This window comes from Serratia sp. CY82433 (assembly GCF_052166535.1).
Taxonomy (GTDB): Bacteria; Pseudomonadota; Gammaproteobacteria; order Enterobacterales; family Enterobacteriaceae; genus Serratia; species Serratia sarumanii.
The window spans coordinates 162,419-187,456 of record NZ_JBJNOR010000005.1; the positions used below are offsets into that span (position 1 = coordinate 162,419).

23 protein-coding genes are annotated in these 25,038 nt (G+C 62.1%); 5 read left to right on the forward strand and 18 right to left on the reverse strand.

The annotated features are described in order from the left end of the window. Positions 1-4 precede the first annotated feature (4 nt). From thiM to ACJ8PI_RS20480, 3 genes are all read left to right on the forward strand, one after another. Positions 5-796 carry a hydroxyethylthiazole kinase gene (gene thiM / locus ACJ8PI_RS20470; protein ID WP_060436615.1) on the forward strand — a complete coding sequence of 264 codons (792 nt, stop codon included), beginning with the start codon at positions 5-7 and terminating at the stop codon, positions 794-796. Further along, positions 796-1,596: a bifunctional hydroxymethylpyrimidine kinase/phosphomethylpyrimidine kinase gene (gene thiD / locus ACJ8PI_RS20475; RefSeq protein ID WP_060436619.1), complete on the forward strand. Its 801-nt coding sequence runs from the start codon at positions 796-798 to the stop codon at positions 1,594-1,596. The genes thiM and thiD overlap by 1 nt, the downstream gene beginning before the upstream one ends. Before the next feature lie 84 nt (positions 1,597-1,680). Continuing rightward, positions 1,681-2,139, forward strand: a complete 459-nt coding sequence (locus tag ACJ8PI_RS20480; RefSeq protein WP_033648850.1) for an inhibitor of vertebrate lysozyme family protein — start codon at positions 1,681-1,683, stop codon at positions 2,137-2,139. Positions 2,140-2,178: 39 nt separating this feature from the next. Here ACJ8PI_RS20480 and gutQ read toward each other — a convergent pair whose 3' ends face one another. The 12 genes from gutQ to ACJ8PI_RS20540 form a co-directional block, all read right to left on the reverse strand. After that, on the reverse strand, positions 2,179-3,150 hold the full coding sequence (gene gutQ / locus ACJ8PI_RS20485) for an arabinose-5-phosphate isomerase GutQ (protein WP_016926691.1): 972 nt from the start codon (positions 3,148-3,150) through the stop codon (positions 2,179-2,181). After that, positions 3,143-3,916, reverse strand: coding sequence for a glucitol operon DNA-binding transcriptional repressor SrlR (gene srlR, locus ACJ8PI_RS20490; protein WP_033635559.1), 774 nt, complete (start codon positions 3,914-3,916; stop codon positions 3,143-3,145). The genes gutQ and srlR overlap by 8 nt, the downstream gene beginning before the upstream one ends. 83 nt (positions 3,917-3,999) lie before the next feature. After that, entirely contained in the window at positions 4,000-4,356 is a 357-nt protein-coding gene (gutM, locus tag ACJ8PI_RS20495; RefSeq protein ID WP_033648849.1) for a transcriptional regulator GutM, read from the reverse strand. Between the two features lie 46 nt (positions 4,357-4,402). Beyond that, positions 4,403-5,182: a sorbitol-6-phosphate dehydrogenase gene (gene srlD, locus ACJ8PI_RS20500; RefSeq protein ID WP_041036296.1), complete on the reverse strand. Its 780-nt coding sequence runs from the start codon at positions 5,180-5,182 to the stop codon at positions 4,403-4,405. Positions 5,183-5,192: 10 nt separating this feature from the next. Beyond that, the gene (gene srlB / locus ACJ8PI_RS20505; RefSeq protein ID WP_021504438.1) at positions 5,193-5,555 is read right to left on the reverse strand and encodes a PTS glucitol/sorbitol transporter subunit IIA; all 363 of its coding nucleotides are present in this window, start codon (positions 5,553-5,555) and stop codon (positions 5,193-5,195) included. A gap of 22 nt (positions 5,556-5,577) precedes the next feature. Further along, complete coding sequence (gene srlE / locus ACJ8PI_RS20510; protein ID WP_033635556.1) at positions 5,578-6,558, reverse strand: PTS glucitol/sorbitol transporter subunit IIB; 981 nt, start codon at positions 6,556-6,558, stop codon at positions 5,578-5,580. A 15-nt stretch (positions 6,559-6,573) separates the two neighbouring features. Beyond that, a complete protein-coding gene (gene srlA / locus ACJ8PI_RS20515) occupies positions 6,574-7,122 on the reverse strand; it encodes a PTS glucitol/sorbitol transporter subunit IIC (protein ID WP_004941528.1) in 549 nt (182 codons plus the stop codon). 258 nt (positions 7,123-7,380) lie between these two features. Then, positions 7,381-7,908 (reverse strand): hypothetical protein, encoded by a 528-nt coding sequence (locus ACJ8PI_RS20520; protein ID WP_033648847.1) that lies wholly within the window; start codon positions 7,906-7,908, stop codon positions 7,381-7,383. 337 nt (positions 7,909-8,245) lie between these two features. Beyond that, a complete protein-coding gene (gene fbaB, locus ACJ8PI_RS20525; protein ID WP_074026990.1) occupies positions 8,246-9,295 on the reverse strand; it encodes a class I fructose-bisphosphate aldolase in 1,050 nt (349 codons plus the stop codon). Between the two features lie 289 nt (positions 9,296-9,584). Next, complete coding sequence (gene yegS / locus ACJ8PI_RS20530; RefSeq protein ID WP_033635546.1) at positions 9,585-10,490, reverse strand: lipid kinase YegS; 906 nt, start codon at positions 10,488-10,490, stop codon at positions 9,585-9,587. A gap of 466 nt (positions 10,491-10,956) precedes the next feature. After that, positions 10,957-12,309: a prephenate-dependent tRNA uridine(34) hydroxylase TrhP gene (gene trhP, locus ACJ8PI_RS20535; protein ID WP_164134638.1), complete on the reverse strand. Its 1,353-nt coding sequence runs from the start codon at positions 12,307-12,309 to the stop codon at positions 10,957-10,959. Between the two features lie 180 nt (positions 12,310-12,489). Continuing rightward, entirely contained in the window at positions 12,490-12,828 is a 339-nt protein-coding gene (locus ACJ8PI_RS20540; protein WP_033635544.1) for a YegP family protein, read from the reverse strand. 339 nt (positions 12,829-13,167) lie between these two features. On the opposite strand from ACJ8PI_RS20540, the gene ACJ8PI_RS20545 reads away from it, so the two are divergent. Together ACJ8PI_RS20545 and ACJ8PI_RS20550 are read left to right on the forward strand one after the other, a co-directional pair. Next, positions 13,168-13,431: an antitoxin gene (locus ACJ8PI_RS20545; protein WP_004941563.1), complete on the forward strand. Its 264-nt coding sequence runs from the start codon at positions 13,168-13,170 to the stop codon at positions 13,429-13,431. Between the two features lie 3 nt (positions 13,432-13,434). Then, on the forward strand, positions 13,435-13,824 hold the full coding sequence (locus tag ACJ8PI_RS20550; protein WP_041036282.1) for a type II toxin-antitoxin system VapC family toxin: 390 nt from the start codon (positions 13,435-13,437) through the stop codon (positions 13,822-13,824). A gap of 7 nt (positions 13,825-13,831) precedes the next feature. Here ACJ8PI_RS20550 and baeR read toward each other — a convergent pair whose 3' ends face one another. Genes baeR through ACJ8PI_RS20580 form a run of 6 tightly spaced genes read right to left on the reverse strand, consistent with a single transcriptional unit; the run spans position 13,832 to position 24,817 of the window. Next, complete coding sequence (gene baeR / locus ACJ8PI_RS20555) at positions 13,832-14,548, reverse strand: two-component system response regulator BaeR (protein ID WP_033635542.1); 717 nt, start codon at positions 14,546-14,548, stop codon at positions 13,832-13,834. After that, the gene (gene baeS, locus ACJ8PI_RS20560; RefSeq protein WP_033635541.1) at positions 14,548-15,930 is read right to left on the reverse strand and encodes a two-component system sensor histidine kinase BaeS; all 1,383 of its coding nucleotides are present in this window, start codon (positions 15,928-15,930) and stop codon (positions 14,548-14,550) included. Before baeS ends, baeR begins: the two co-directional genes overlap by 1 nt. Beyond that, the gene (gene mdtD / locus ACJ8PI_RS20565) at positions 15,927-17,357 is read right to left on the reverse strand and encodes a multidrug transporter subunit MdtD (RefSeq protein ID WP_049213353.1); all 1,431 of its coding nucleotides are present in this window, start codon (positions 17,355-17,357) and stop codon (positions 15,927-15,929) included. The genes baeS and mdtD overlap by 4 nt, the downstream gene beginning before the upstream one ends. A 10-nt stretch (positions 17,358-17,367) precedes the next feature. Next, on the reverse strand, positions 17,368-20,448 hold the full coding sequence (gene mdtC, locus ACJ8PI_RS20570) for a multidrug efflux RND transporter permease subunit MdtC (RefSeq protein ID WP_164134639.1): 3,081 nt from the start codon (positions 20,446-20,448) through the stop codon (positions 17,368-17,370). Further along, positions 20,445-23,564 (reverse strand): MdtB/MuxB family multidrug efflux RND transporter permease subunit, encoded by a 3,120-nt coding sequence (locus ACJ8PI_RS20575; RefSeq protein ID WP_041036275.1) that lies wholly within the window; start codon positions 23,562-23,564, stop codon positions 20,445-20,447. The genes mdtC and ACJ8PI_RS20575 overlap by 4 nt, the downstream gene beginning before the upstream one ends. Beyond that, positions 23,564-24,817 carry an MdtA/MuxA family multidrug efflux RND transporter periplasmic adaptor subunit gene (locus tag ACJ8PI_RS20580; RefSeq protein ID WP_079656708.1) on the reverse strand — a complete coding sequence of 418 codons (1,254 nt, stop codon included), beginning with the start codon at positions 24,815-24,817 and terminating at the stop codon, positions 23,564-23,566. Before ACJ8PI_RS20580 ends, ACJ8PI_RS20575 begins: the two co-directional genes overlap by 1 nt. Positions 24,818-25,038 lie beyond the last annotated feature (221 nt).

The following is a 25,038-nucleotide window of genomic DNA, read 5'->3' on the forward strand; positions in this document are numbered from 1 at the left end:
GAATATGATCGCTCGACCTGATGCACTACCCGGCGCGCGCGCCGCGGCCTGTCTGACCCAATTCCAACAGCGGCCTCCGCTGATCCACTGCCTGACCAACGAAGTGGTGCAATCGCTGACCGCCAACGTGCTATTGGCGCTCGGTGCCTCCCCGGCGATGGTGGTGGAGCCGCAAGAGGCGGCGCAGTTCAGCGCGCTGGCCGACGGCCTGCTGATCAACGTCGGTACCCTCAATGCGCTGCGCGCCGAATCGATGCGGGCGGCGGTGGCCGCGGCCAATCAGGCCGGTAAGCCCTGGACGCTGGATCCGGTGGCGGTCGGCGCGCTCTCCTACCGCACCGCCTTTGCTAAACAGCTGCTGGACGAGAAACCGGCGGCGATACGCGGCAACGCCTCGGAAATCATGGCGCTCAGCGGGTTGCTGGCCAGCGGCCGCGGCGTGGACAGCGGCGACGATTCGCTGGCGGCATTGCCCGCCGCGCGTGAGCTGGCGCAGCGCAGTGGCGCGGTGGTGGCGGTCACCGGCGCGGTGGATTACGTCACCGACGGCCAACGCGATTGGGCGATCGAAGGCGGTTCCCCGCTGATGACGCGGGTGGTGGGCACCGGCTGCGCGCTGTCGGCGGTGGCGGCGGCGTTTTGCGCCCTGCCGGGCGATCGCCTGGACAACGTGGCGACCGCCTGCCGGGTGATGTCCCACTGCGGCGGTCTCGCGGCCAGGCAGGCCGGCGGGCCGGGCAGCTTTACGCCGGCGTTCCTCGATTCCCTGTATCAGCTGCGCGGGGAGGATCTGTGATGAAACGCATTAACGCGCTGACCATCGCCGGCACCGATCCCAGCGGCGGCGCCGGCATTCAGGCCGATTTGAAGGCCTTTTCTGCGCTCGGCGCCTACGGCACCTCGGTGATCACCGCGCTGGTGGCGCAGAATACCCGCGGCGTGCAGTCGGTGTATTACATCGATCCGGCGTTCGTCGCCGCGCAGCTGGACTCGGTGTTCAGCGACGTGCGCATCGACAGCGTCAAGATCGGCATGCTGGCCAACGCCGACATCGTGCAGGCGGTGGCCGAACGGCTGCGCCATTACCGGCCGGAATTCGTGGTGCTGGACACCGTGATGCTGGCGAAAAGCGGCGATCCGTTGCTGGCGCCGGAGGCGGTGGCGTCTATTCGGCGCGAGCTGTTGCCGCTGGTGTCGATCATTACGCCGAACCTGCCGGAAGCGGCGGCGCTGCTGGCGTGCGCGCCGGCGGAAGATGAAGCGCAGATGCGCGAGCAGGGGCGAGCGCTGCTGGCGATGGGCTGCCGGGCGGTGCTGATGAAGGGCGGCCACCTGAGCGAAAGCGAGAGCCCGGACTGGCTGTTTACCGCAGAAGGCGAGCAGCGCTTTACCGCGCCGCGCGTCGCCACCCGCCACACCCACGGCACCGGTTGCACGCTCTCGGCCGCGCTGGCGGCGCTACGGCCGCGCCATGCCGACTGGGCGGCTACGGTAACCGCCGCCAAGGACTACCTGCAACAAGCACTGCAACAGGCGGACACGCTGGAAGTGGGGCACGGCATCGGGCCGGTGCATCATTTCCACGCCTGGTGGTGAGTCAACTTTTTGCCGCAACCGTGGTCTGACTAGTTCAGGCCCGGTTTGACGGGCGAAACCTGATTTAACCTAGGGAGAAGGACTATGACGGGACACCAGGCGCTGCGTTGCGCCCTCTTCGGCGCACTGCTCAGCTTCAGCGCGGGCAGCTTTGCTCAGCAGATCGTCACCACGTCGGATTTGATTCAGCAGCCGGGGTATCAGGCCAGCTGGCAAAACATGGTGAAAGGCCAGGCGCGGATGCCGGGCTGGGCGCGCAAGGGCGTCGGCACCTCGACGCCGGCGCAGAACCTGAGCTGGAAGGGCAAAGAGTATCTGGTCGGCAATCTGTGCAAACCGCACGACTGCGGCAACAACTTTTTGATCGTGGCGTTCAGCGCGGACAAATCCCAGGCCTGGGGCGTGCGAGTGGCGGTGGAAGACCGGCCGGAAGCCGTCGACCATCCGAAGAAATACGCCAAGTATCAGTGGCTCGGCAAGCCGGATGACGACATGAAAGCGCTGCTGAAGCAACAGTTCGAGAACAATCCCGACTGGAAATGATCTGACCGGGGGCGCCGGTGACGGCGCCCCCGGCGTTGATCAGCCGATGCCGGCCTGATGCAGATCGTGCAGGTTGAGCGCCCCTACCAGCACGCCGTCCATATCGACCACCGGGGCCGCGCTGATGTGCTGTTCGTGCAGCGCTTCCAGCGCCTCGCCGGCGCGCCACTGCTCCGGCAGCCGATAGCCGGGGCGGGTGATCGCCGGGCTGAGCGGATCCTGCAGGCTGTTGCCCTTCACCAGCCAGCGGCGCAGGTCGCCGTCGGTAAACACGCCCACCACCCGTTGTTGCGCGTCGCAGACCGCCACTAACCCGAGCCCGGTGCGGCTCAGCTCCAGCATCGCTTCCATCACGTTGGCGCTTTCGCTCACGCGCGGCAGGCGATCGCCGGTGCGCATCAGGTGATGCACGCGGTTCAACAGGCGCGCCCCCAGGCTGCCGCCCGGGTGCGAGCGGGCGAAATCTTCCGCGTTGAAACCGCGCTGGCGCATCAGCGCCATCGCCAAGGCATCGCCCATCATCAGCGTGTTGACCGCGCTGGAGGTCGGCGCCAGCCCCATCGGGCAGGCTTCGCGCTCGACGCCGATATCCAGCACGCAGGCGGCGGCCTGCGCCAGCGGCGACTCTTTGCCGCCGGTGACGGCGATTACCGGAATGCCGTTCTCCGCCAGCAGCGGCAGGATCAGATCCAGCTCTTTGGCGCGGCCGGAGTAGGAGATGAACACCACCACGTCGTCGGCGCCGATCATGCCGAGATCGCCGTGCAGCGCCTCCGCCGGGTGCACGAAGAACGACGGCGTGCCGGTGCTGGCCAGCGAGGCGGCGATTTTCTTGCCGATATGGCCGGACTTGCCGATGCCGGAAATCACCGCTTTGCCACGGCAGTTCAGCAGCAGTTCGCAGGCGCAGACGAAGTTGTCGTCCAGGCGCGCCAGCAGGCGTTGCGCTTCGGTCAGCTCGATCTCCAGCGTTTCGCGGGCGAAGGCGAGCAGGGCGTTGGCGTTACTCATCAGGGTCTCCTACCAGAAGGATATTGATGCCTTTCGCCTGCAGCGCGGCGAGGTAATCGGGGTTGATGTCTCGGTCGGTGATCAGCGTGTCGACGGCGCTGAGTTCGCACACCACGTTCGGGCTCTTGCGGCCGAATTTCGAGGAATCTACCAACAGAATAATGCGGCCGGCGGCTTCGCACATCGCTTTGCTGACGTTGTGCACTTCGTTGAAGGTGGTGACGCCGGCGTTGAGATCGACGCCGTCCGCGCCGATAAACAGCTTGTCGAAGCTGAACTGCTGAAACGCCGATTCGGCCAGGCTGCCGTGGAACGAGGCCGATTTTTTGCGGTAGGTGCCGCCCGGCATCAGGATGGTCTGATCGTTGTCCAGCTCCACCAGCGCGTTGACGATGGTCAGGCTGTTGGTCATCACCGTGATGTTATTGAACTGCGCCAGGTGCGGCACCATCTGCAGCACCGTGCTGCCGGCGTCGAAGATCAGCGAGTCGCCGTCGGCGATCAGCGCCACGGCGGCGCTGGCGATGTGGCGTTTTTTCTCGGTGTTGATATGGGTTTTGCGGTCGATCGGCTGATCGCCGTCGTCGCGGCTGAGCACCACGCCGCCGTAGGTGCGGATCACCTCGCCTTCTTCTTCCAGCAGGGTGAGATCCTTGCGGATGGTGGTGCCGGTGGTGGAGAAATGCTCGGCCAGGGCATCCACTGCCGTTTTGCCGTGCCGCTGCAGATATTCAAGGATAGCGGCCTGCCGCTGCTTTGGTTTCATCGCGATTCCCGTTCACAAGAGTTGGGCATTTCCCCTCGCTGAATAATTCACTATGAAAGGTAATGTCTTTTAATGTGAAAATATCACGATTTGGGTTCAATCGCTAACGATAGTGCAGACTGGCATGCGCGATCCTCGGGGAAGATCACATCCGGGCGCAAATCCCGCTGATGCAAACCGTGCAATCGAGGCAGCGGGCGGGGCCTGGCGAAAACGGTCAGGCCGCGCAGCAACAGGCTGCCGCACACCCGCCGATCGGCGTCGAAGGCCAGCGCCAGCACCACTCGCGGGCGGAAGCGGCCGCCGGAACGGCCGACGCCGACGGCGCCCAGCCGGCACAGGCCGTCGAAGGCGCGGTTGAAGCGCTGCAGTTGCCACCAGCCGAAGGCGATTTGCAGCAGCCAGGCCAGCAGCGCGAAGGCGATCAGAGCTTGAGTCATGGGGTTCTCCTTAGGCCCCCTTCCGCCGAAGGGGGCATCGATGGCGTCAGAACATCACCTGGCCGCCGGTGATGTTGATCGATTGGCCGGTGCAGTAAGAGGCCTTGTCGCTGGCGTAGAACAGCAGGGTGTTCAGCACGTCCTGGTAGTCGCAGCCGCGCTTCAGCGGCACCTTGTCGATGTAGTACTGCTCCACCTGGTCCGGCGCGATGCCCAGTTTTTGCGCGTACTGCGGCAGCAGCGACTGGAACATTGGCGACTTCAGCAGGTTGCCGAGCATCAGCGAATGCACGGTAATGCCGTACTCCGCCAGATCGAGCGCCAGCGACTGCGTCAGCCCCACGCCGCCGAACTTGGCGGCGCTGTAGCCGGAGTTGTGCTTGCTGCCGACCTTGCCGGACTTGGAGTTGATCTGAATGATGCGCCCGGCGATGCCGTCGCGGATCATCAGGCGCGAGAACTCGCGGGCGCAGAGGAAATAACCCACCAGGTTCACCTGCAGCGAGCGATCGAAGTCGCCCAGTGGGAAATCGGTGATCGGCGCCGCCTTGGCGATGCCGGCGCTGTACACCAGCAGGTTGGCCTGGCCGAACGCCCGGTCAACCGCCGCCGCCAGCGCCATCACGCTCTGCTCGTCGGTGGCGTCGGCCTGAAAACCGCAGGCGCTGCCCGCGCCAAACGCTTCGTTGATCTGCTGTGCCACCTGATTGGCATTGTCGGCGTTCAGATCGGCCACCGCCACCCGATAACCGGCCTGCGCCAGCCCGTGGGACAAAAAGGCGCCTAACGTTTGGCCGCCGCCAATCACTACAGCTACTTCAGACATGGTCTACTCCTTATGCGATAAATGACAGCGTGCTGCCCAACGGGATATCGGTCGGCGTCGGGCCGGATACGTGGATCGAGCCGGGGAATTCGGCTTCGGCTTCGCCGTCGAAGCGCACGGTGATGTGGCCCAGCTCGCGCAGATTCTGCGTGGCGACGCTGCCGACGGCGGTGATGGCGTAGCGCCGCTGCGCCAGTTCCATCACGCCGCCGACCTGCAGCTCGCCGGCGGTCGCGCCGTGGCGGTGGATGAAGCAGAACTCTTCGATATCCGCCGGGGCGCCTTCACGGAAGGTGATCAGCATGTTGTCCAGCAACGCGTCGCGGGCGCAGCCGCCGATCTGCGTGATGGTGGTGTGAAAAATGGTGTGCATAAACGTCTCCCAGGAAATCAGCTTATTGATAAATGAAGGCCGAGGCGGCCCAGGCGATCAACACCGTCGGCGCGCCGGTAAGGAAGCGGCCGACCAGCACCGAAGGCACGCCGACCCGCACGGTGTCCTGCTTGGCTTCCGCCAGCGACAGGCCGACCGGAATGAAGTCGCAGGCGGCCTGCGCGTTGATGGCGAACAGCGCTGGCAGCGCCAGCTGCGGCGGAATATGGCCGAGGCCGATCTGCACCCCGACCAGCACGCCGATCACCTGGGCGATGACCGCGCCGGGGCCGAGGAACGGCGACAGCAGCGGGAATGAGCAGATCAGCGCCAGCGTCACCAGGCCGATCGGGCTGTTGGCCAGCGGCGTCAGGCCGTGAGCGATAAAGTCCCCGAGGCCGGAGGCCATGATGATGCCGATCAAGGCCGAGACGAACGCCATAAACGGCAGGATGGTCTTCAGCACGGTGTCGATGGTGTCGCGCCCGGCCTGGAAGAACACCGCCACCACCGATCCCATGCCCATGCCGACCTTCGCCAGCAGCCCGTCGCTTTGCTCGGTGATCTTCTTGCTGGTGTCGTAGTCGCGCGCCTTGGGCGGCGCTGCAACGGTGGCGGCGGGTTGGCTATCTGCCGCTTCGATTCGGCTGATGTTGTGGTCGCGCACGCCGGAGACATAGATGTCTTCGAGGATAAACTGCGCCAGCGGGCCGGACTGGCCGGTGGCGTGGATGTTGACCGTCGGAATGCGGCGTTTCGGGTACAGGCCGCAGCGCAGGGTGCCGCCGCAGTCGATCACCGCCACCCCGATCTCTTCCGCCGGCGGTTCACCTTCTTTGAAGCCGTCGACGGCCGGCCAGCCGGTCAATTCGCTGAGGCGATCGACGATCGAAGGTCGGGTGCCGGCGGTGATGTACACCACTTTCTTGCCGGGCTCTATCGGCAGCTCCAGGGGGCCGCCCCAGCCGCTGGCGCCTTTTTCAATACGGATATAAGCACTCATGCTGCACTCCACGAATTAAAGTTGCACCTGGCGATCCAGACGGATGCCCATCTTGCGTTCGAACAGGCTGGTGGTGAGATCGGTGACCCAGCCGCGGAAGAAGTTGGTGAACAGCCCCACCAGGAAATAACTCACCGCCAGCGGGCCGAGCGGCAGGCCGAGGGTGGTCAGGCCGCTGGCGATGCCGAGGTAAACGAACAGTTCGCCCGGATTGATGTGCGGGAACAGGCCGTTCATCGAGTGGCAGCTGTAGGAGGCCGCCGCGTAGTAGCTCGGCTTGTATTTCTCCGGCATGAAGCGCCCCAGGCTGAGGGTCATCGGGTTGCAGAAGACAAAGGTGCCGATCAGCGGCAGCAGCAGATAACGCGACACGGGGTTGCCCGCGCAGCGCTGCGCCAATCGTTCGATACGTTCCTGGCCAACAAATTTGATCAGCGCGTTCATGATAACCAACAGGCTGATCAACAAAGGTAAAATGCCGGTCACCATGCCGACAAACACTTCACCGCCTTTCTGAAACAGGCCGATAAACCACTCGGCGCCGTGGGTGATTAGCTCAATCATTATGTTCTCCTGTAATGGACTGATATGGCCTGGAGCGAACGGCGGCTCTGTCGCCATGGGCCTTACAGTAGTCACTTTGTTGGGCCATTTGTTTTAAATAGATCACAATTTGAAAGATAAATATTTTATTTTGAAAGTTTAAAATGAAAGAAAGAGAAGGTCTGTGGCATGAGGGGGAGAGCGCGGGCACAAAAAAGCCCGGTGAACCGGGCTTTGGGTAGGGGGGATACGGAAATCGCCGTTGTTAGCGTGTTTCTGTTACTGCTCGAGAATCTTTTGTATTGTCTCTACGGAAGCACCGTTTCTTTCGGCCGTTTGGGCCAGTTCTTGCTTTTGTTTGTCTTTTTCAGCGATTGCCATATCTTTGGCGGCGGCTATCGCGGCCAGGAAAATTTCTTTTTCCGTCGCGGTGAGCGGGCCTTGTAGTCTGGCTTCGCAGACGCGATACAACGTATCGCGGATAAAATTTACCGTGGTGGTACGCCGAGCCAGATCGACTACGGCGGTGCTGAACTCTGCATCGCCACTGACTTTTTGAATTTGTTCCGTGCTCATTTCAGCTTTCAGCGCGGCAATAACGGACTGCGCGACATCAGGCGGTGGAGCCACGCAGTACTTGATATTTGAGTCTGCGGGAATATAAATGGCGCTGCTTCTTGTTGAGTCATAGTCAAACCAATACGTTTCTCCAGGTTTCAACTCATGCCTAGAGGCCGGAGATTTAAATAGCGCGCAAGACGATAGCGAAAGGATGAGCAGGGAGATGATTACAATATTGACTTTCATGATGGCACCACCATAAAAATGTGGGTTAACTAGCGTAAAATTTAGTCAAAAGTCCATAAATAACAATGAACTATAATAATTATTAATGCGCTAAGTTTTTGTGTTTTCGGAAAAGGTGGGGAATTTGAAATTTGATAAGGTTAACTTTCAATCTTTAATGATTTATGTCGTTCTCTTTCGCATATTTGGAATAAAAAAAGCCCAGGGGGATTAAATAAAAACCAGCTCTTATTTTTGCTCATAAAATACATTCGGTTGCATTATTTCCTTGTCAAGACCTCCCTCGATGCATAAAAAAGCCCGGCGAACCGGGCTTGGGGACAGGTGGTCCGTCACATCAGGCGATGGTGACCTTCTTGTCCAGGTAGGCGTCTTGCACGGCGTTGATCAGCGCCACGCCGTCTTTCATCGATTTCTTGAACGCCTTGCGCCCCAGGATCAGGCCCATGCCGCCGGCGCGTTTGTTGATCACCGCGGTGCGCACCGATTCCTGCAGATCGTTCTCACCGGCGGCGCCGCCGGAATTGATCAGCCCGGCGCGGCCCATGTAGCAGTTGGCTAACTGGTAGCGCACCAGATCGATCGGGTGATCGGTGGTCAGCTTGGTGTAGACGCGATCGTCGGTATAGCCGAATTTCACCGCGCGGTAGCCGCCGTTGTTTTCCGCCATTTTCTGTTTGACGATGTCGGCGCCGATGGTGGCGGCGATGTGGTTGGCCTGGCCGGTCAGATCGGCGCTGGAGTGGTAGTCCACGCCGTCCTTGTTGAATGCCGGGTTGCGCAGATAGGCCCACAACACGGTGACCATGCCCAGCTCATGCGCGCGCTCGAAGGCGATCGAGATCTCTTCGATCTGGCGGCGCGACTGCTCGGAGCCGAAGTAAATGGTGGCGCCGACCGCCACCGCGCCCATGTTGAACGCCTGCTCGACGCTGGCGTACAGGGTCTGGTCGTACTGGGTCGGGTAGCTCAGCGTTTCGTTGTGGTTGAGTTTGACCAGGAACGGAATTTTATGCGCGTAGCGGCGCGATACCGACGCCAGCACGCCGTAGGTGGAAGCGACGCAGTTACAGCCGGCTTCAATCGCCAGCTCGACGATGTTCTTCGGATCGAAATACAGCGGGTTGGCGGCGAACGAGGCGGCGGCGGAGTGCTCGATGCCCTGATCGACCGGCAGGATCGACAGGTAGCCGGTGCCGGCCAGGCGGCCGTGGTTGAACAGGGTTTGCATCGAACGCAGCACGCTGTTGGGGCGGTTGTTATCGACCATTACGCGGTCAACGAAGTCGTCGCCCGGCAGGTAGAGATTCTCGGCGGGGATAGTGGTACAGCGGTGTTGCAGCAGATCTTCCGCTTCCTTTCCTAGCAACTGCACAATATCAGTCATGATTCACTCCCGATTAAGCTTCTTCATACACCGGTAATGCAAGGGTTTTTGACCACCGGCGCAGTAAAAAAGCGGTGATTGAAGCTGTAAAGCGATACTACCGAACTGGATCCGGCAAGGACAAACAATAGATGCGATTGAGAGGAAATGCCATTTGCGAGGCCAAATACGCGGGGACGATCGCCCCCGGCGCGCTAAACGATTGATTATTCGATCTCGAACCACTCGGTGTTCTGCTGGGCGATTGGGAACAGCAAGGTGTCGGGCGCAGCGGCTGCGCCCGACAAGGTCAGCCCAGCAGGGCGCAGTTAGGCGGCAGGCGGCATTCGATGGCCTGCGGCAGCACTTCGATGCGGAAATGGCGACCCTTGAGCGGTTCGCCGTCGAGGTTGAAGGTCATCTCATGCGGCGCGTCGATCTCGAGCCACGGCAGCGCCGCGCTGAGGATGCTGTTGCTCTCTTCGTCGTTGAACAGGGCGGCGACCAGCGCCGGCAGCAGCTCATCGGCGATCAGCAGGCGCAGCTGCAGCAGGCCGTCGTTGATCAGCGCGCTGGGGCACAGCTCCTGGCCGCCGCCTGCCTGCTTGCCGTTGCCGATGCCGATCACCAGCGCCTCGCCGGCCCAGCGGAAGTCCGGCCCGCGGATTTCACAGCGGTCGGCCTGCAGCGTATCCATGCGCAGCAAGCCGTGCACGAAGTAGGACACGCCGCCGAGAGCCGCCTTCAGCTTCTCCGGCGTTTCGGTGGTGATGCGGGTGCCGAAGCCGCCGGTGGCCATGTTGATGAAGTAGCGCTCGCCGTTGACCTTCGCCAGATCGATCGGCACCGAGCGGCCCTTGATCGCCAACTGCAGCGCCTGTTCCGGCGAAGGGGGGATGTTGCAGGCCATGGCGAAGTCGTTGGCGGTGCCGAGCGGCAGGATGCCCAGCGCCGGGCGGTTGTGCGCCGGCAGTTGCACCAGCGCGGCGGCCACTTCGTTGATGGTGCCGTCACCGCCGCCGGCGACGACGGTGCCGACGCCGAGCTGCGTGGCTTCTGCGACATAGCGCGCGGCGTCGCCGTGCTCCCAGGTTACGCGCACGTGCAGCGTGATTTGCTCTGCGCGCAGGCGTTTGACCGCCTGACGCAGCTCTTCGTTACCGGCGCCTTTGCCGTTGATGATAAGCAGGGCGGGCGCATGTGAGTGTTGAGGCATTGCCGATATCCTCCGGCGGAAAACCAAGAATGCCTCAAGATAAACCAGCTGCCGCCACCAGGCCATCAGAATATTCAGCTAATTCTGGTTATTTCCCGGCGTTCAGTGAATAAGAAACAAGGCGAATTTATCTGAATTTTACCCGGAAATAAGCCAGGTTTTAAAGACGAGAGGATTAATCGCTGTAGCGTTATTTATATATCGAGGCGACGTGATTATTATTATTAAAACGGATAACGGGAATAAGTTATGGAAATCGGCGCGGCGAAAAAAATAGGCGCACCCATAAAGAAAAAGCCAGCCCAAGGGAGATTGGGCCGGCTAAGGAGGTGGTTCCTAGTATTGCTATGCAAATATTTTCGTTGTTCGTTTTAAGCAGCGTGATAGTAACCAAGCTGCGCGCACATTGATGTGATCCAATTCTAATATTTGCTAAAAATCGCCGCCGAATGACGGCGATTCATTTTTATGCCTCGGCGCTATTTTCTTCCGCCAAATTGCGGATCAGCAACGCATAATTGAGATCGATATCCTGCGGGATCGGCAAATAAACGATATGGCCGTTGCCCGGCGCCACCTCAATCGGCTCGCCTTTCTTATTTTGCATGCTTTCGAGGGTGAACACCACGTTGCCGCCCGGCGTCATCATCTCGACGCTGTCGCCGAGCGCGAACTTATTCTTCACGTCGACTTCCGCCCAGCCATCGCGGCGCACGCCGGTGAATTCGCCGACGAACTGCTGGCGCTCGGAGAGCGAGGAGCCGTAGTCGTAATTCTGCTGCGCTTCGTGCACGTGGCGGCGCAGGAAGCCTTCGGTGTAGCCACGGTGCGCCAGGCCTTCCAGCGTGGTAAGCAGAGTCGGATCGAAGGGTTTGCCGGCGGCCGCGTCGTCGATGGCGCGGCGGTAGACCTGGGCGGTGCGGGCGCAGTAGTAGAAGGATTTGGTGCGGCCTTCGATCTTCAGCGAGTGCACGCCGAGCTGCGTCAGACGCTCCACGTGCTGGATGGCGCGCAGATCCTTGGAGTTCATGATATAGGTGCCGTGTTCGTCTTCGAAGGCGCTCATATATTCGCCTGGCTTTTGCGCTTCAGACAGCATGAACACCTTGTCGGTCGGCGCGCCGATGCCCAGCGTCGGCTCGACGGTTTGCACCGGGATCGGCTCGTGCAGGTGCACGATATTGCCGGTGTCGTCCTCTTTGCCTTCTTCCGCTTTGTACTGCCAGCGGCAGGCGTTGGTGCAGGTGCCCTGGTTGGGATCGCGCTTGTTGATGTAGCCGGACAGCAGGCAGCGGCCGGAGTAGGCCATGCACAGCGCGCCATGCACGAAGATCTCCAGCTCCATGTCCGGCACTTCGGCGCGGATCTCGGCGATCTCTTCCAGCGACAGTTCGCGCGAGAGGATCACGCGGGTCAGGCCCATTTGCTGCCAGAACTTCACCGTCGCCCAGTTAACGGCGTTGGCCTGCACCGACAGGTGGATATCCATCTGCGGGAAGGCTTCGCGCACCATCATGATAAGGCCGGGATCGGACATGATCAGCGCATCCGGGCCCATATCGATAACCGGCTTCAGATCGCGCAGGAAGGTTTTCAGCTTGGCGTTGTGCGGGGCGATGTTTACCACCACGTAGAATTTTTTGCCCAGCGCATGGGCTTCATTGATGCCCTGCGCCAGATTCTCGTGGTTGAACTCGTTGTTGCGCACCCGCAGGCTGTAGCGCGGCTGGCCGGCGTAAACCGCATCGGCGCCGTACGCGAAGGCGTAACGCATGTTTTTCAGCGTTCCGGCCGGGGAGAGAAGTTCCGGTGTAAACATAGTGTGTCTCGGTCTGATTTCAGGTCAGCACCACGCCACCTGATGGCGCAGTAAAAGCGGGGAATTGTAGCCGCAGCGCGGCAATAAATCAGCAGTTAACCGGATTTATTCAGGGGAGATTGATCTTGGTCAAACGGAAAATGCGCGGCGGCGGGCCACCGCGCGGGAGAAAGGGAAAGATCAGGCGCTCAAATCGCGGATATCGGTGGTCGGGCCGTTTTTCATCACCGATTGGATACCGTTTTTGGCGGCGCTTTCGGAACTGTACATTTCGCTGACGCCGATCACCTGATGGTTCTTTGCCTTCAGCACAAAATAGGGCTGATTGCTGGCGCTGTGCTTCAGTTCGTACTGCGCTTCGTGCGGTGAATTGGTCTGCACCGAAGCGATGCCGTTCTCCGCCGAGGCTTTGCTGGCGTACATTTCGCTGGCCAGAATGCTCTCGCCGTTACTGGCTTTCAGGTTGAAGTGGTACTGCCCGTTCTTTGCTTTTTTCAGCTCATAATGACCGATTGCCATGGTTCTTCTCCTGTAGGTTCCGATTCGTGATGTAAGTGTAGCCAATCGCTTGAAAATCGGCGGCTAAACCTCACAGCAGCTTAGTCGAAAAAATGCGCAGTTTTTTTGCGCCGGCGCGGAGTTTTCATTCGGTGAACCTGGCGCCGCACGGGAAGCTAAGGGAAGGCGCGGTGATTGCGCAGTGCGCCGCATAACAAGGGGAACAGGGTTTCACCCCGTGAGATTGTGCGTTACGGTTTGGCCGTTTCGTCAATATGGATGAAAAATGAGCGATACATCTTGGCATCGACACGCTACAGGCATATGCTTTGGCCTATGCCTGCTGTGGAGGTTGTCGAGATGGAAAGAATCGCAAAGCTGTTTAAAAACGGCAGAAATCAGGCGGTGAGGTTACCGGTGGAATTTGAATTTGATACGGATCGTGTCTATATCCGTCGCGATCGGGAGGGCAACGTGATTTTATCCAAATATCCGGCAAAGCCGGACAGCTGGGCACCGCTGCTGAGCATTATCGCCCAAACGCCGGTGCCGCAAGAGTTTCTTGGCGCGGAAGATCGTCAGCAAGGGGTTGCAGACCGCGATCCATTCTCAGAGGAAGAGTAGGCGATGTACATGTTTGATACCAACACCGTCAGCCACTTGTTTCGGCAGCATCCGCAGGTGCTTAACGTCATGGAAAAGCTCCCGCCTTCTGCCGTATGTATTTCCAGCGTCACGGAGGCGGAACTGCTTTACGGTGTGGCTAAACGGCGGAACAAGGCGTTGCAAAGCATGGTCGAGGCCTTTCTTGCCGCGGTGACGGTCTATGCATGGGATAGCGAGGCCGCCCGCTGCTACGGTGAAATGCGCGCGAACATGGAGAAAAAGGGCAAAATCATGGGCGCGCTGGATCAACTGATCGCCGCGCACGCGCAGAGCCGTGGCGCGACGCTGGTGACCAACGATCGCGCATTCGCCATGGTGCCCGGGTTGGCGGTTGAAGACTGGACGCGCTGATTTCCCCCTAAACCCCATTCACCAGCCGGCAGGGCTCGGCTTCCCAGCGGTAGCCCACGCCGTATACCGAGCGGATAAAGGATTTTTCCCCGTCGATCAGCTCCAGCTTGCGGCGCAGGTTTTTGATGTGGCTGTCGATGGTGCGGTCGGTGACCACCCGGTAGTCGTCGTACAGGTTGTTCAGCAGCTGCTCGCGAGAAAATACGTTGCCCGGCTGGCTGGCCAGCGTTTTCAGCAGGCGGAATTCCGCCGGCGTCAGATCCAGCAACTGCCCCTGATAGCTGGCCTGGAAGCGCGGTTCATCGATGTGCAGCAGGTCATCTTCCCGCGCGCTCTCCTGCGGCCGATAGCTGCGGCGCAGGATGGTTTTCACCCGCGCCACCACTTCGCGCGGGCTGTAGGGTTTGCAGATGTAATCGTCGGCGCCGATCTCCAGCCCCAGCAGGCGGTCGATCTCTTCGATTTTCGCCGTCACCATCACGATCGGAACGTCGCTGAAGCGGCGCAGCTCGCGGCACACCGTCAGCCCGTCGGCGCCCGGCAGCATCAGGTCGAGCAAGATCAGCGCCGGCGGATGCTGGTGCACGGTCGGCACCACCTCGTTGCCGTTGGTCAGCCAGCGGGTGGCGTAGCCCGCCGCCTGCAGATAATCCACCAGCAGCTGGCCCAGCTTGGGCTCATCTTCAACAATCATGATCTGCACGGGTTGATTCTGAATGTCCATCAGGGCGCCTTATTTTTTATCGGGGTAGCAAATTCTACTGTAATGCGCACGCCACCTAAAGGCGAATGCTCGGCGCGGATTTTCCCGTCGTGCGCTTCCACGATGTTGTGGCAGATCGCCAGCCCCAGCCCGGAACCGCCGCTGGCGCGGTTGCGTGAACCTTCCGCCCGGTAGAAACGTTCGAAAATGCGCGTCAGCTGCTGATCGCTGATGCCCGGCGCGCTGTCCTGCCAGTAGAGAAGCAGCCGCCCCGGCTGCAGCTCGGCGCCGATCTCCAGCCGGCCGCCGGCGTCGGTGTAACGCAGGCTGTTTTCCAGCAGGTTATTGAACAGCTGGTTCAGGCGATCGGGATCGCCGAACAGCGGCGCCTGGGGCGGCAGATGGGTGACGATCTCCAGCCCTTTGGCGCGGAAGCGTTCGCGAAAGGCGGCGACGGCGATCTGCAGCAGGTGCACGCAGTCCACCGACGATTTGCGATAGGCCAGCGCGCCGAGATCGGAGAGCGACAGCTGGTGCAGATCGTCGACCAGTTTGGTCAAGGTGGATACCTCGGCCTGCAGCGAGCTGAGCGACGCCGGCGTCGGCTGGCGCACGCCGTCCTGCAGCGCTTCCAGTTCGCCGCGCAGCACCGCCAGCGGCGTGCGCAGCTCGTGCGATACGTCGGCCATAAAGGCGCGGCGCATCTGCTCGTTTTTTTCCAACGAGGTGGCCAGCTGGTTGAAGTCGTGCGCCAGCCGGCCCAGTTCATCCTGGCTGCTGACCGCCACGCGGGTGGTGAAATCGCCCGCCGCCAGGCGGTGGGTGCCCGCCACCAGACGCTTGACCGGGGCCAGCATGCCGCGCGACAGCAGCCAGGTCACCGCCGCCGCCAGCAGGGTGGAGAGCGCGACGATAATCCAACTGGTGCGCCGCTGCTGGCGATCGAAGTTGATGTCGGTATTGCGCGTCAGGCGCTCGACCGGGGTGGTGAGCACCCAGCCGACGATCTGGTTGTTGTAGCGGATCGGGTGGCGCGGCCCCTCTTTCGGCAGGGGGCCAGAATGCCCGACCAAACGATTGAACTGGCTGTCCACCACCCAAAACTGGGTGCGCCAGCCCTTGGGCGGCAGATTGTGGCTGCTGTCGCTGTTCTGCTCGAACGAACGCATGATTTGGTAGACCACCTGATCGTTGTTGCGCAGGAATATCCAGTTGCCATGGTGGCTGTACTGTTCCTCCAGCGCTTCGCTCAGCATATTGATGCGTTGCTCGTTGCTGCTCTTGATGTAATCGATAAAGCCGCGCTCAAAGCTGACGCGCACCCCCCAATGCATGGTGATCAACACCAGCATGCAGGTAGCGAAAATGGCCAGGAACAGTTTCCCGGTAATGCCTATCCTCATTGCAACCTCGTTGAGCCGGTACCCGGCTCTTTGGTCAGCGTGCGGTTGGGCGCGCTATCGGCCGGCACGCGCGCGAAGGCCAGCGCGGGCAGAGCGATAATCAACGCCATACAGCAGTAGCTGTAAATAAATGCGCTGTGAATGGCCGGGCTATCGGCCACCACCTGATGATGGGCGAAGCTGCCGATCAAGATGCCGGCGACGCTGACGCCAAGGCTCATCGACAGCTGCATGACCATCGATAACAGGCTGTTGCCGCTGCTGGCCAGCCGGTCCGGCAGATCTTTCAGCGTCAGGGTGTTCATCGCCGAGAAGCGCAGCGAGTTGACCATCCCCTGGAAGAACAGCACCACCGGCAGCAGCCACAGCCAGCCGAGCATCGCCGCCAGCAGGAAGCTCAAGCTGACCAGCGCCAGCAGCAGCGTGGCGGCCACCAGCACGTTACGGTAGCCGAAGCGGTTGACCACCTGCACCACGATGCGCTTCATGCCCATGCTGCCGATGATCATCGGGATCATCATCAGCCCGGCGTGGAACGGCGTGAAGCCCATGCCCACCTGCAGAAACAGCGGCGTCATGAACGGCAGCATGCCGCTGCCGATGCGCCCCAGCAGGCTGGCCAGCAGCCCGATCTTGTAAGTCGGGGTGCGCAGCAGCCGCAGCGAGAACAGAGCGCGGCTATTGCCGTAGGCATGCCAAACATACCCCAACAGCGCCGCCGCGCCCAGCGCCACCAGGCCGGCGATGGCGCCGCCGGACAGCCCCATGCCCTTGTGGCCGTCGAGCGCCAGCGTCAGCGCCGCCATGCCGATCGCCAGCAGGATAAAGCCGCTGAGATCGAAGCGGCGGGTCTGCATTTGGTAGTTGGGCATCAGCAACAGCGTGGCAATGGCGCCAACGATGCCCACCGGAATGTTGATCAGGAAAATCCAATGCCAGCTGGCGTATTGCACCAGGAAGCCACCCAGCGCCGGCCCCATCAGCGGGCCGATTTGCCCCGGCAGCGTCACGAAGGTCATCGCCGCCATATACTGCTCGCGCGGCACGATCTTCATCACCGTCAGGCGGCCGACCGGCACCATCATCGCGCCGCCGATGCCCTGAAGCACGCGCGAGGCGATCAGCTCGTTCAGGGTTTCCGAACGGGCGCAGAGGAGGGAGCCGAGGGTGAACAGCAGGATGGCGCTGAAAAACACCCGCTGTACGCCGATCTTGTCCGCCAGCCAGCCGCTGGCTGGCAGCGTCACCGCCACCGTCAGCACATAGGAGACGATCACCGACTGCATGCGCAGCGGGTTCTCCCCCAGGCTGGCGGCCATCGAGGGCAGGGCGGTGTTGACGATAGTGGTATCCAGCGTCTGCATAAAGAAGCCGAATGCCACTATCCAGAGTTGCCAGCGTACCGTGGCGGCGTGTTTCATCAGCATCGGTCGACCATTAATGCGGCAGCGGGGCCAGTTGCTTGTTGCGGCGGAACTTCGCCTGCAGCCGGTCGAAGTAAAGGTAGACCACCGGGGTGGTGTACAGCGTCAGCAGCTGGCTCATCACCAGGCCGCCGGCGATGGTGATGCCGAGCGGCTGGCGCAGCTCCGCGCCGTCGCCGCTGGTCAGCACCAGCGGCAGTGCGCCGAACAACGCCGCCAGCGTGGTCATCATGATCGGCCGGAAACGCAGCAGGCTGGCCTGGAAAATCGCCTCGCGGGCGCTGATGCCGCCGTTGCGCTGCGCCTCGAGCGCGAAGTCGACCATCATGATGGCGTTTTTCTTCACGATGCCGATCAACAGCATGATGCCGATCAGCGCGATCAGGCTGAACGGCGCGCCGAACAGCTCGAGCGCCAGCAGCGCGCCCACGCCGGCGGAAGGCAGCGTGGAAAGGATGGTCAGCGGATGGATATAGCTCTCATACAGCACGCCGAGCACGATATAGACCGTGGCGATAGCCGCCAGGATCAGGATCAGCTGCGACTTCAGGGTGTCCTGGAATACCTGGGCGGTGCCGGCGAACGCGCCGCGTACCGTAGACGGCACGCCGAGCTGAGTCATGGTGCGCTCTACCGCGGCGGTGGCGTCCGACAGGCTGCCGCCGTCCGGCAGGTTAAAGGAGATGGTCGAGGCGGCGGACAGCCCCTGATGGTTGACCGACAGCGGCGCGTTGGCCGGCCGCCAACTGGCGAAGTAGGAGAGCGGTATTGCCTTGCCTTCGCTGTTGATGATGAACATTTTGTCCAGCGAGCTCACGTCCTGGGTGTAGGGCGGCGCCACTTCCATCACGACTTTGTATTGGTTAAGCGGTTGATAGATGGTCGAAATCTGCCGCTGGCCGAAGGCGTTGTTCAGCAGGTTGTTGGCGTCGGATACCGAAATGCCGAGGCGCGCCATGGTTTCGCGATCGTAGACCAGATCCATTTCCGAACCTTTATCCTGTTGATCCGAGTTGACGTCCGCCAGCTCGGGCAATGCGGCCAGCGCGGTGCGGATCTTCGGCTCCCATTCGCGCAGCGCGGCGAGATCGTCCGCCAGCAGCGTGTATTGGTAGCTGGCGTTGGCCTGCCGGCCGCCGACGCGGATATCCTGCACCGCCATCAGAAACAGGCTGGCGCCCGGTTCTTTGGCCAGGCGAGCGCGCAGGCGGGCGATCACTTTCTGCGCGTCGTCGCTGCGTACCGACAGGGGTTTCAGTGAGATGAACATCGAACCGCTGTTGGTGCGCGAGCCGCCGGTAAAACCGGTGACGTTTTCCACGTCCGGATCTTCGCGCACGATTTTCATGAAGTCTTCCAGTTTGCCGCGCATCGCCTGGAACGAAATGCTTTGGTCGGCCTGGATAAAGCCCATCAGGCGCCCGGTATCCTGTTCCGGAAAGAAGGTTTTCGGGATGCTGATATACAGCCAGATGTTGAGCGCAAGGGTGGCGAGGAACACCGCCAGCACCCAGCGCGAGTGGCCGAGCACCCAGTTCAGCGAGCGTCCGTAGCCCTGCTGCAGCGCCAGCAGCATTTTGCCGAAGCCGCGCGCCCGCCGCTGCGAACGCGGCGGCTGGTGGCGCAGCAGGTAGGCGCACATCATCGGCGTGAGCGTGAGCGAGACGATGAGCGACAGCCCGATCGATACCGACAGGGTGACGGCGAACTCGCGGAATAGCCGGCCGGGCAGGCCTTCCATCAGCAGCAGCGGGATAAACACCGCCACCAGCGAAACGCTCATCGACAGCACGGTGAAACCGACTTCCCGCGCGCCCAGCAGCGCGGCGTTGATCGGTTTCATGCCGGCCTCGACATGGCGGGAAATGTTTTCCAGCACCACGATGGCGTCGTCCACCACAAAGCCGGTGGCGATGGTCAGCGCCATCAGCGACAGGTTGTTGAGGCTGAACCCGCACAGATACATGGCGGCGAACGAGCCGATCAGCGACACCGGCACGGCGACCGCCGGGATCAGCGTGGCGCGCCCGGAGCGCAGGAAGATGAACACCACCAGGATCACCAACCCGATGGCGATCGCCAGCGACTGTTCCACCTCGGCCAGCGACGCGCGAATGGTCGGCGAACGATCCTGCGCGACGCTGAGTTTAATCGAGGCCGGGATATTCTCCTGCAGGGCGGGCAGCTCGGCGCGAATGCGATCGACGGTTTCGATGATGTTGGCGTCCGGCGCGCGGCTGATGGCCAGAATGATCGCCGGTTTGGCGTCGGTCATCCCGGCGTTGCGCACGTCTTGCACCGAGTCTTTAACCTCGGCCACGTCGGCCAAACGCACCGCCGAGCCGTTGTTGTAATGAACGATCAGCGGACGGTAGGCCTCGGCGGTTTTCAGCGCGTCGTTGGCCTGGATCTGCCAGCGCTGCTGCGGGTTTTCCACGGCGCCCTGCGGGCGGCGCACGTTGGCGTTGGCGATGGCCTGCCGTACGGTGTCCAGCGACACGCCCTGATTGAACAGCGCCGAAGGGTTCAGCTCCACCCGCACCGCCGGCAGTGAGCTGCCGCCCACGGAAACGTCGCCGACGCCCTCGGTCTGGCTGATCTTCTGCGCCAGCTGGGTGGAGGCGAAATCGTAAAGCTGCCCCTGGCTGTAGGTGTCCGAGGTCAGCGTCAGGATCATGATCGGCGCGTCGGAAGGGTTGACCTTGCGGTAGCTGGGGCGGCTCGGCATGCCGGTCGGCAGCAGGCTTTGCGCGGCGTTGATCGCCGCCTGCACATCGCGCGCGGCGCCGTTGATGTCGCGATCGAGATCGAACTGCAAAATGACCCGGGTACTGCCGAGCGAGCTCATCGAGGTCATTTCGTTAACCCCGGCGATGCGGCCCAGCGCGCGCTCCAGCGGCGTCGCCACCGAGGACGCCATGGTTTCCGGCGAGGCGCCCGGCAGCGACGCGCTGATCGAAATCACCGGAAAGTCCACCTGCGGCAGCGGCGACACCGGCAGCAGGCGAAAACCGATCGCGCCGCTGATGGCGATGGCCAGCGTCAGCAGGGTGGTGGCCACCGGCCGGTGAATGAACAGGGCGAAGAATTTCACGGCAGCTCCTGCGTATCCGGCTGGCGATGCGTGTTGCGCGCCAGTTTGTCAAACAGCAGGTAGATCACCGGCGTGGTGAACAGCGTCAGGATCTGGCTCATGATCAAACCGCCGACCATACAGACGCCGAGCGGATGCCGCAGCTCCGCGCCGACGCCGGTGCTCAGCATCAGCGGCAGTGCGCCGAGCAAGGCCGCCAGCGTGGTCATCAGGATCGGCCTAAAACGCAGCAGGCAGGCCTGATAGATGGCGTCGCGCGGCGATAAGCCCTGTTCGCGTTCCGCCGCCAGCGCGAAGTCGATCATCATGATGGCGTTCTTCTTCACGATGCCGATCAGCAGGATGATGCCGATGATGGCGATCACGTCCAGCTCGCTGCCGGCCATCATCAGCGCGAGCAGCGCGCCGACCCCGGCGGTCGGCAGGGTGGAGAGGATGGTGACCGGATGAATGAAGCTTTCATACAGCACGCCCAGCACGATGTACATCGCCACCACCGCCGCTAAAATCAGCCACAGCGTGCTGCCGAGCGCCGCCTGGAAGGCCAGGGTCGCCCCCTGGAATTGGGTGGTGATGTCCCTCGGCATGTTGAGATTTTCTTCCGCCTGGGTGACCGCGTCGACCGCCTCGCCGAGCGAGTAGCCGTCGGCGACGTTGAACGAAACGGTGGCCGACGGGAACTGGTCGAGATGGTTGACCGACAGCGGGCCGAAGCGCTCTTCGATTTTGGCGATGGCGCTCAGCGGCACCACGGCGCCGTCGTTGCCGCTCAGACGGATCTCATTGAGCGCCGCCAGCCCCGGCGTCGCGCTGACGTCGTGTTCCAGCACCACGCGGTATTGGTTGGCTTGGGTGTAGATGGTGGAGATCAGGCGCTGGCCGAACGCGTTGTACAGCGCATTGTCCACGTCGCTCATGGTGACGCCGAGGCGGGAGGCCGAATCGCGATCGACGTTGACGTAGGCCACCAGCCCCTGATCCTGCCAGTCGCTGGTGACGTCCGCCAGCTGCGGGGTTTGCTTCAGCTCATCCATCAGCTGCGGCACCCACAGGCTGAGATCGTCCAGCGACATCGCCTGCAGGGTGAACTGGTACTGGGTGCGGCTGACCTGGGTATCGATGGTCAGATCCTGCACCGGCTGCAGATACAGCTTCACGCCGGGGAACTGCGCCGTTTGCTGCTGCAGGCGGCTGATGATCGCCGGAATGCGCTCGCTGCGTTCGCTCAGCGGCTTCAGATTGATCTGCAGCCGGCCGCTGTTGAGCGTGGCGTTGCTGCCGTCGACGCCGACGAACGAGGTCAGGCTCTCCACCGCCGGATCTTTGAGGATCTGCGCCGCGACCTGCTGCTGGCGCTCGGCCATATTGCTGAACGAGACGCTCTGCGGCGCTTCCAGCGTGCCCTGAATGATGCCGTTGTCCTGCACCGGGAAGAAGCCTTTCGGGATCAGCAGGTACAGCAATACCGTCAGCGCCAGAGTGCCCACGGCCACGCCGAGCGTCAGCCAGGGATGGTTAAGCACCGTTTTCAGCCACTGGCCGTATCGCGCGATCACCCGGTCGAAAAAGCGTTCGGAGGCGGCGGAAAACCGGTTCTGCTTGCGCAGCGATTCGTGGCTGAGCATGCGCGCGCACATCATCGGCGTCAGCGTCAGCGACACCACGGCGGAGATCAAAATCGCCACCGCCAGCGTGACGGCGAACTCGCGGAACAGGCGGCCGACGATGTCGCCCATGAACAGCAGCGGGATCAGCACCGCCACCAGCGAGAAGGTCAGCGAGATGATGGTGAAGCCGATCTCGCCGGCGCCTTTCAGCGCGGCGTCGAGCGGTTTTTCCCCTTTCTCGATGTAGCGCGAGATGTTCTCGATCACCACGATGGCGTCGTCCACCACGAAGCCGGTGGCGATGGTCAGCGCCATCAGCGTCAGGTTGTTGATGGAGAAGCCGAGGAAGTACATGGCGGCGAAGGTGCCGACCAGCGACAGCGGCACCGCCACGCTGGGGATAATGGTCGCCGGCACGTTGCGCAGGAACACGTAGATCACCATCACCACCAGCGCGATCGCCAGCAGCAGCTCGAACTGCACGTCGCTGACCGAGGCGCGGATGGTGGTGGTGCGATCGGTCAGCACCTTGACGTCGACCGATTTGGGCAGGCTTTTAATCAGCGTCGGCAGCATTTCGCGGATGCTGTCGGCGGTGGTGATGACGTTGACGCCAGGCTGGCGTTGGATGTTCAGCACGATCGCCTGTTGCTTGTTGGCCCAGGCCGCCAGTCGGGTGTTTTCCGCCCCTTGTTCAATGGTGGCGATATCCTGCAGGCGGATCGCCGCGCCGTTCTGGTAGGCGACGATCAGCTGGCGATAGTCGTCGGCGGATTTCATTTGGTCGTTGGCGGACAGGGTGACCGAGCGGGTCGGGCCGTCCAGGCTGCCTTTCGCCGAGTTGACGTTGGCGTTGCTGATGGCGGCGCGGATGGTTTCACTGTTCAGGCCATAGGCGGCGACCGCCGCGGCGTTCAATTTTACGCGCACCGCCGGGCGTTGGCCGCCGGCCAGCGTCACCAGGCCGACGCCGGTCACCTGAGAAATTTTTTGCGCCACGCGGGTTTCCACCATGTCTTCCACCTGCGTCATCGGCATGGCGGTGGAGGTCACGGCCAGCGTCAGGATCGGCGGATCGGCCGGGTTAACCTTGCTGTAGATCGGCGGGTAGGGCAGATCGGTCGGCAGCAGGTTGGTGGCGGAGTTGATCGCCGCCTGCACTTCCTGCTCCGCGACGTCGAGCGGCAGCGCCAGCTGGAACTGCAGCGTGACCACCGAGGCGCCGCCGGAGCTTTGCGACGCCATTTGTTTGAGGCCGGACATCTGGCCGAACTGGCGTTCCAACGGCGCGGTAATGGCGGAGGTCACCACGTCCGGGCTGGCGCCGGGATACAGCGTCACCACCTGGATGGTGGGGTAATCCACCTCCGGCAGGGCGGACACCGGCAGCGCGCGATAGCCGATAATCCCCGCCAGCAATATCGCCACCATCAGCAGCGTGGTGGCGACCGGACGCAGAATAAACAGGCGGGACGGACCGCCGCCGGCGTTGGGAGGCATCACCTGCATCAGGACTTCCTCTGAACGTCAGGTTCGCGCTTGGCGTTGGCCGCCGCCGGCGCTTCGCTCGGCGCGAGCACTTCCACCTGCATGCCTTCGGTCAGGCGATCGATACCGTCGGTCACCACCCGATCGCCGGCGTTGAGGCCGGCGCTGATCACCACCTGCCGGCTGTCCTGCACGCCGGCGGTGACCCGATGTTTGCTGACCCTGTTGTCTTCGCCGAGCGTCCAGACGAAGTTGCCCTCGTTGCCCATCTGCAACGCGGCGGTCGGGATCACCACCGCATCGTGCAGGGTATCCACCTGCAGCCGCGCGTTGACGAACTGGTTGGGGAACAGCGCGTCATCTTCGTTGGTGAAGCGCGCTTTCAGCTTGATGGTGCCGGTGGCGGTATCAATTTGGTTGTCCAGGCTCAGCAGCGAACCGGTCGTCAGCTTGTTCTGGTTGGTGCGATCCCAGGCTTCGACGCCCACCGGCCCGGCTTTTTGCGCCTTGAGCAGATCGGCGATGTTGCCTTCGGGCAGCGTGAACACCACGTCGATCGGGTGCGTCTGCGTGATCACCACCAGACCGGTGGTGCTGCCGCTGGTGACGTAGTTGCCGACGTCGACCAGTTTCAGGCCGACGCGGCCGTCGATTGGCGCGGTGATGCGGCTGTAGGTGATCTGCAGTTTGGCGCTGTCGACCGCGCCCTGATCGGCCTTGATCGCGCCTTCGGTCTGCTGCACCAGCGAGGCTTGCGTATCCAGCTCCTGACGGGAAACCAGATTGGTTTTCACCAGCTGCTGATAGCGCGCCAGATCGCGCCGGGCGTTGGCCAGCGTGGCCTGATCTTTTGCTAACTGCCCCTGAGCCTGGGTCAACTGAACCTGGAACGGCCGGGGATCGATCTCCGCCAGCAGATCGCCGGCTTTGACCTGCTGGCCTTCGGTAAAGTGGATCGCCATCAGCTGGCCATCGACCCGGCTGGTGACGGTCACGGTATTGGCGGCGGTGGCGGTGCCCAAGCCGGAAAGATAGCGCGGCACCGTCTGGCGGGTGGCGGTCGCCGCCTGCACCGGCGACATCGGCGCGCCGCGTCTGCCGCCCGCCGCGCGGCCGGCTCCCGTTTTACCGGCGGCCTGGTGCGCGCCCGGCGTCGTCCCGGCGGCCGGTTGGGCGGCGCTGAAATGGCGCCAGGCCAGAACGGCGACGATGATCGCAATCGCCGCAACCAGCAGGCGCAGCAGCAGGGAACGACGTTGGGGTTTTGCATTCATGGTGGTGAAAATTCTCTCCAAAAGGCAGGGGCGCGGGCACTCATTGCCACAAAAATGACACTCCTTACAGGATACTAGTTTAGCCAGCGAAGACGGCATAAAAATGAAGGAAATATGGAGGAACCGTCAGCATTGTCCTAATAAGTGGGTGATTTGAGCGTGCTATGTTTATAAGTGATTTATTCCGGCTTATAGCCAATGCGTTTTAACGATTTCCTGCA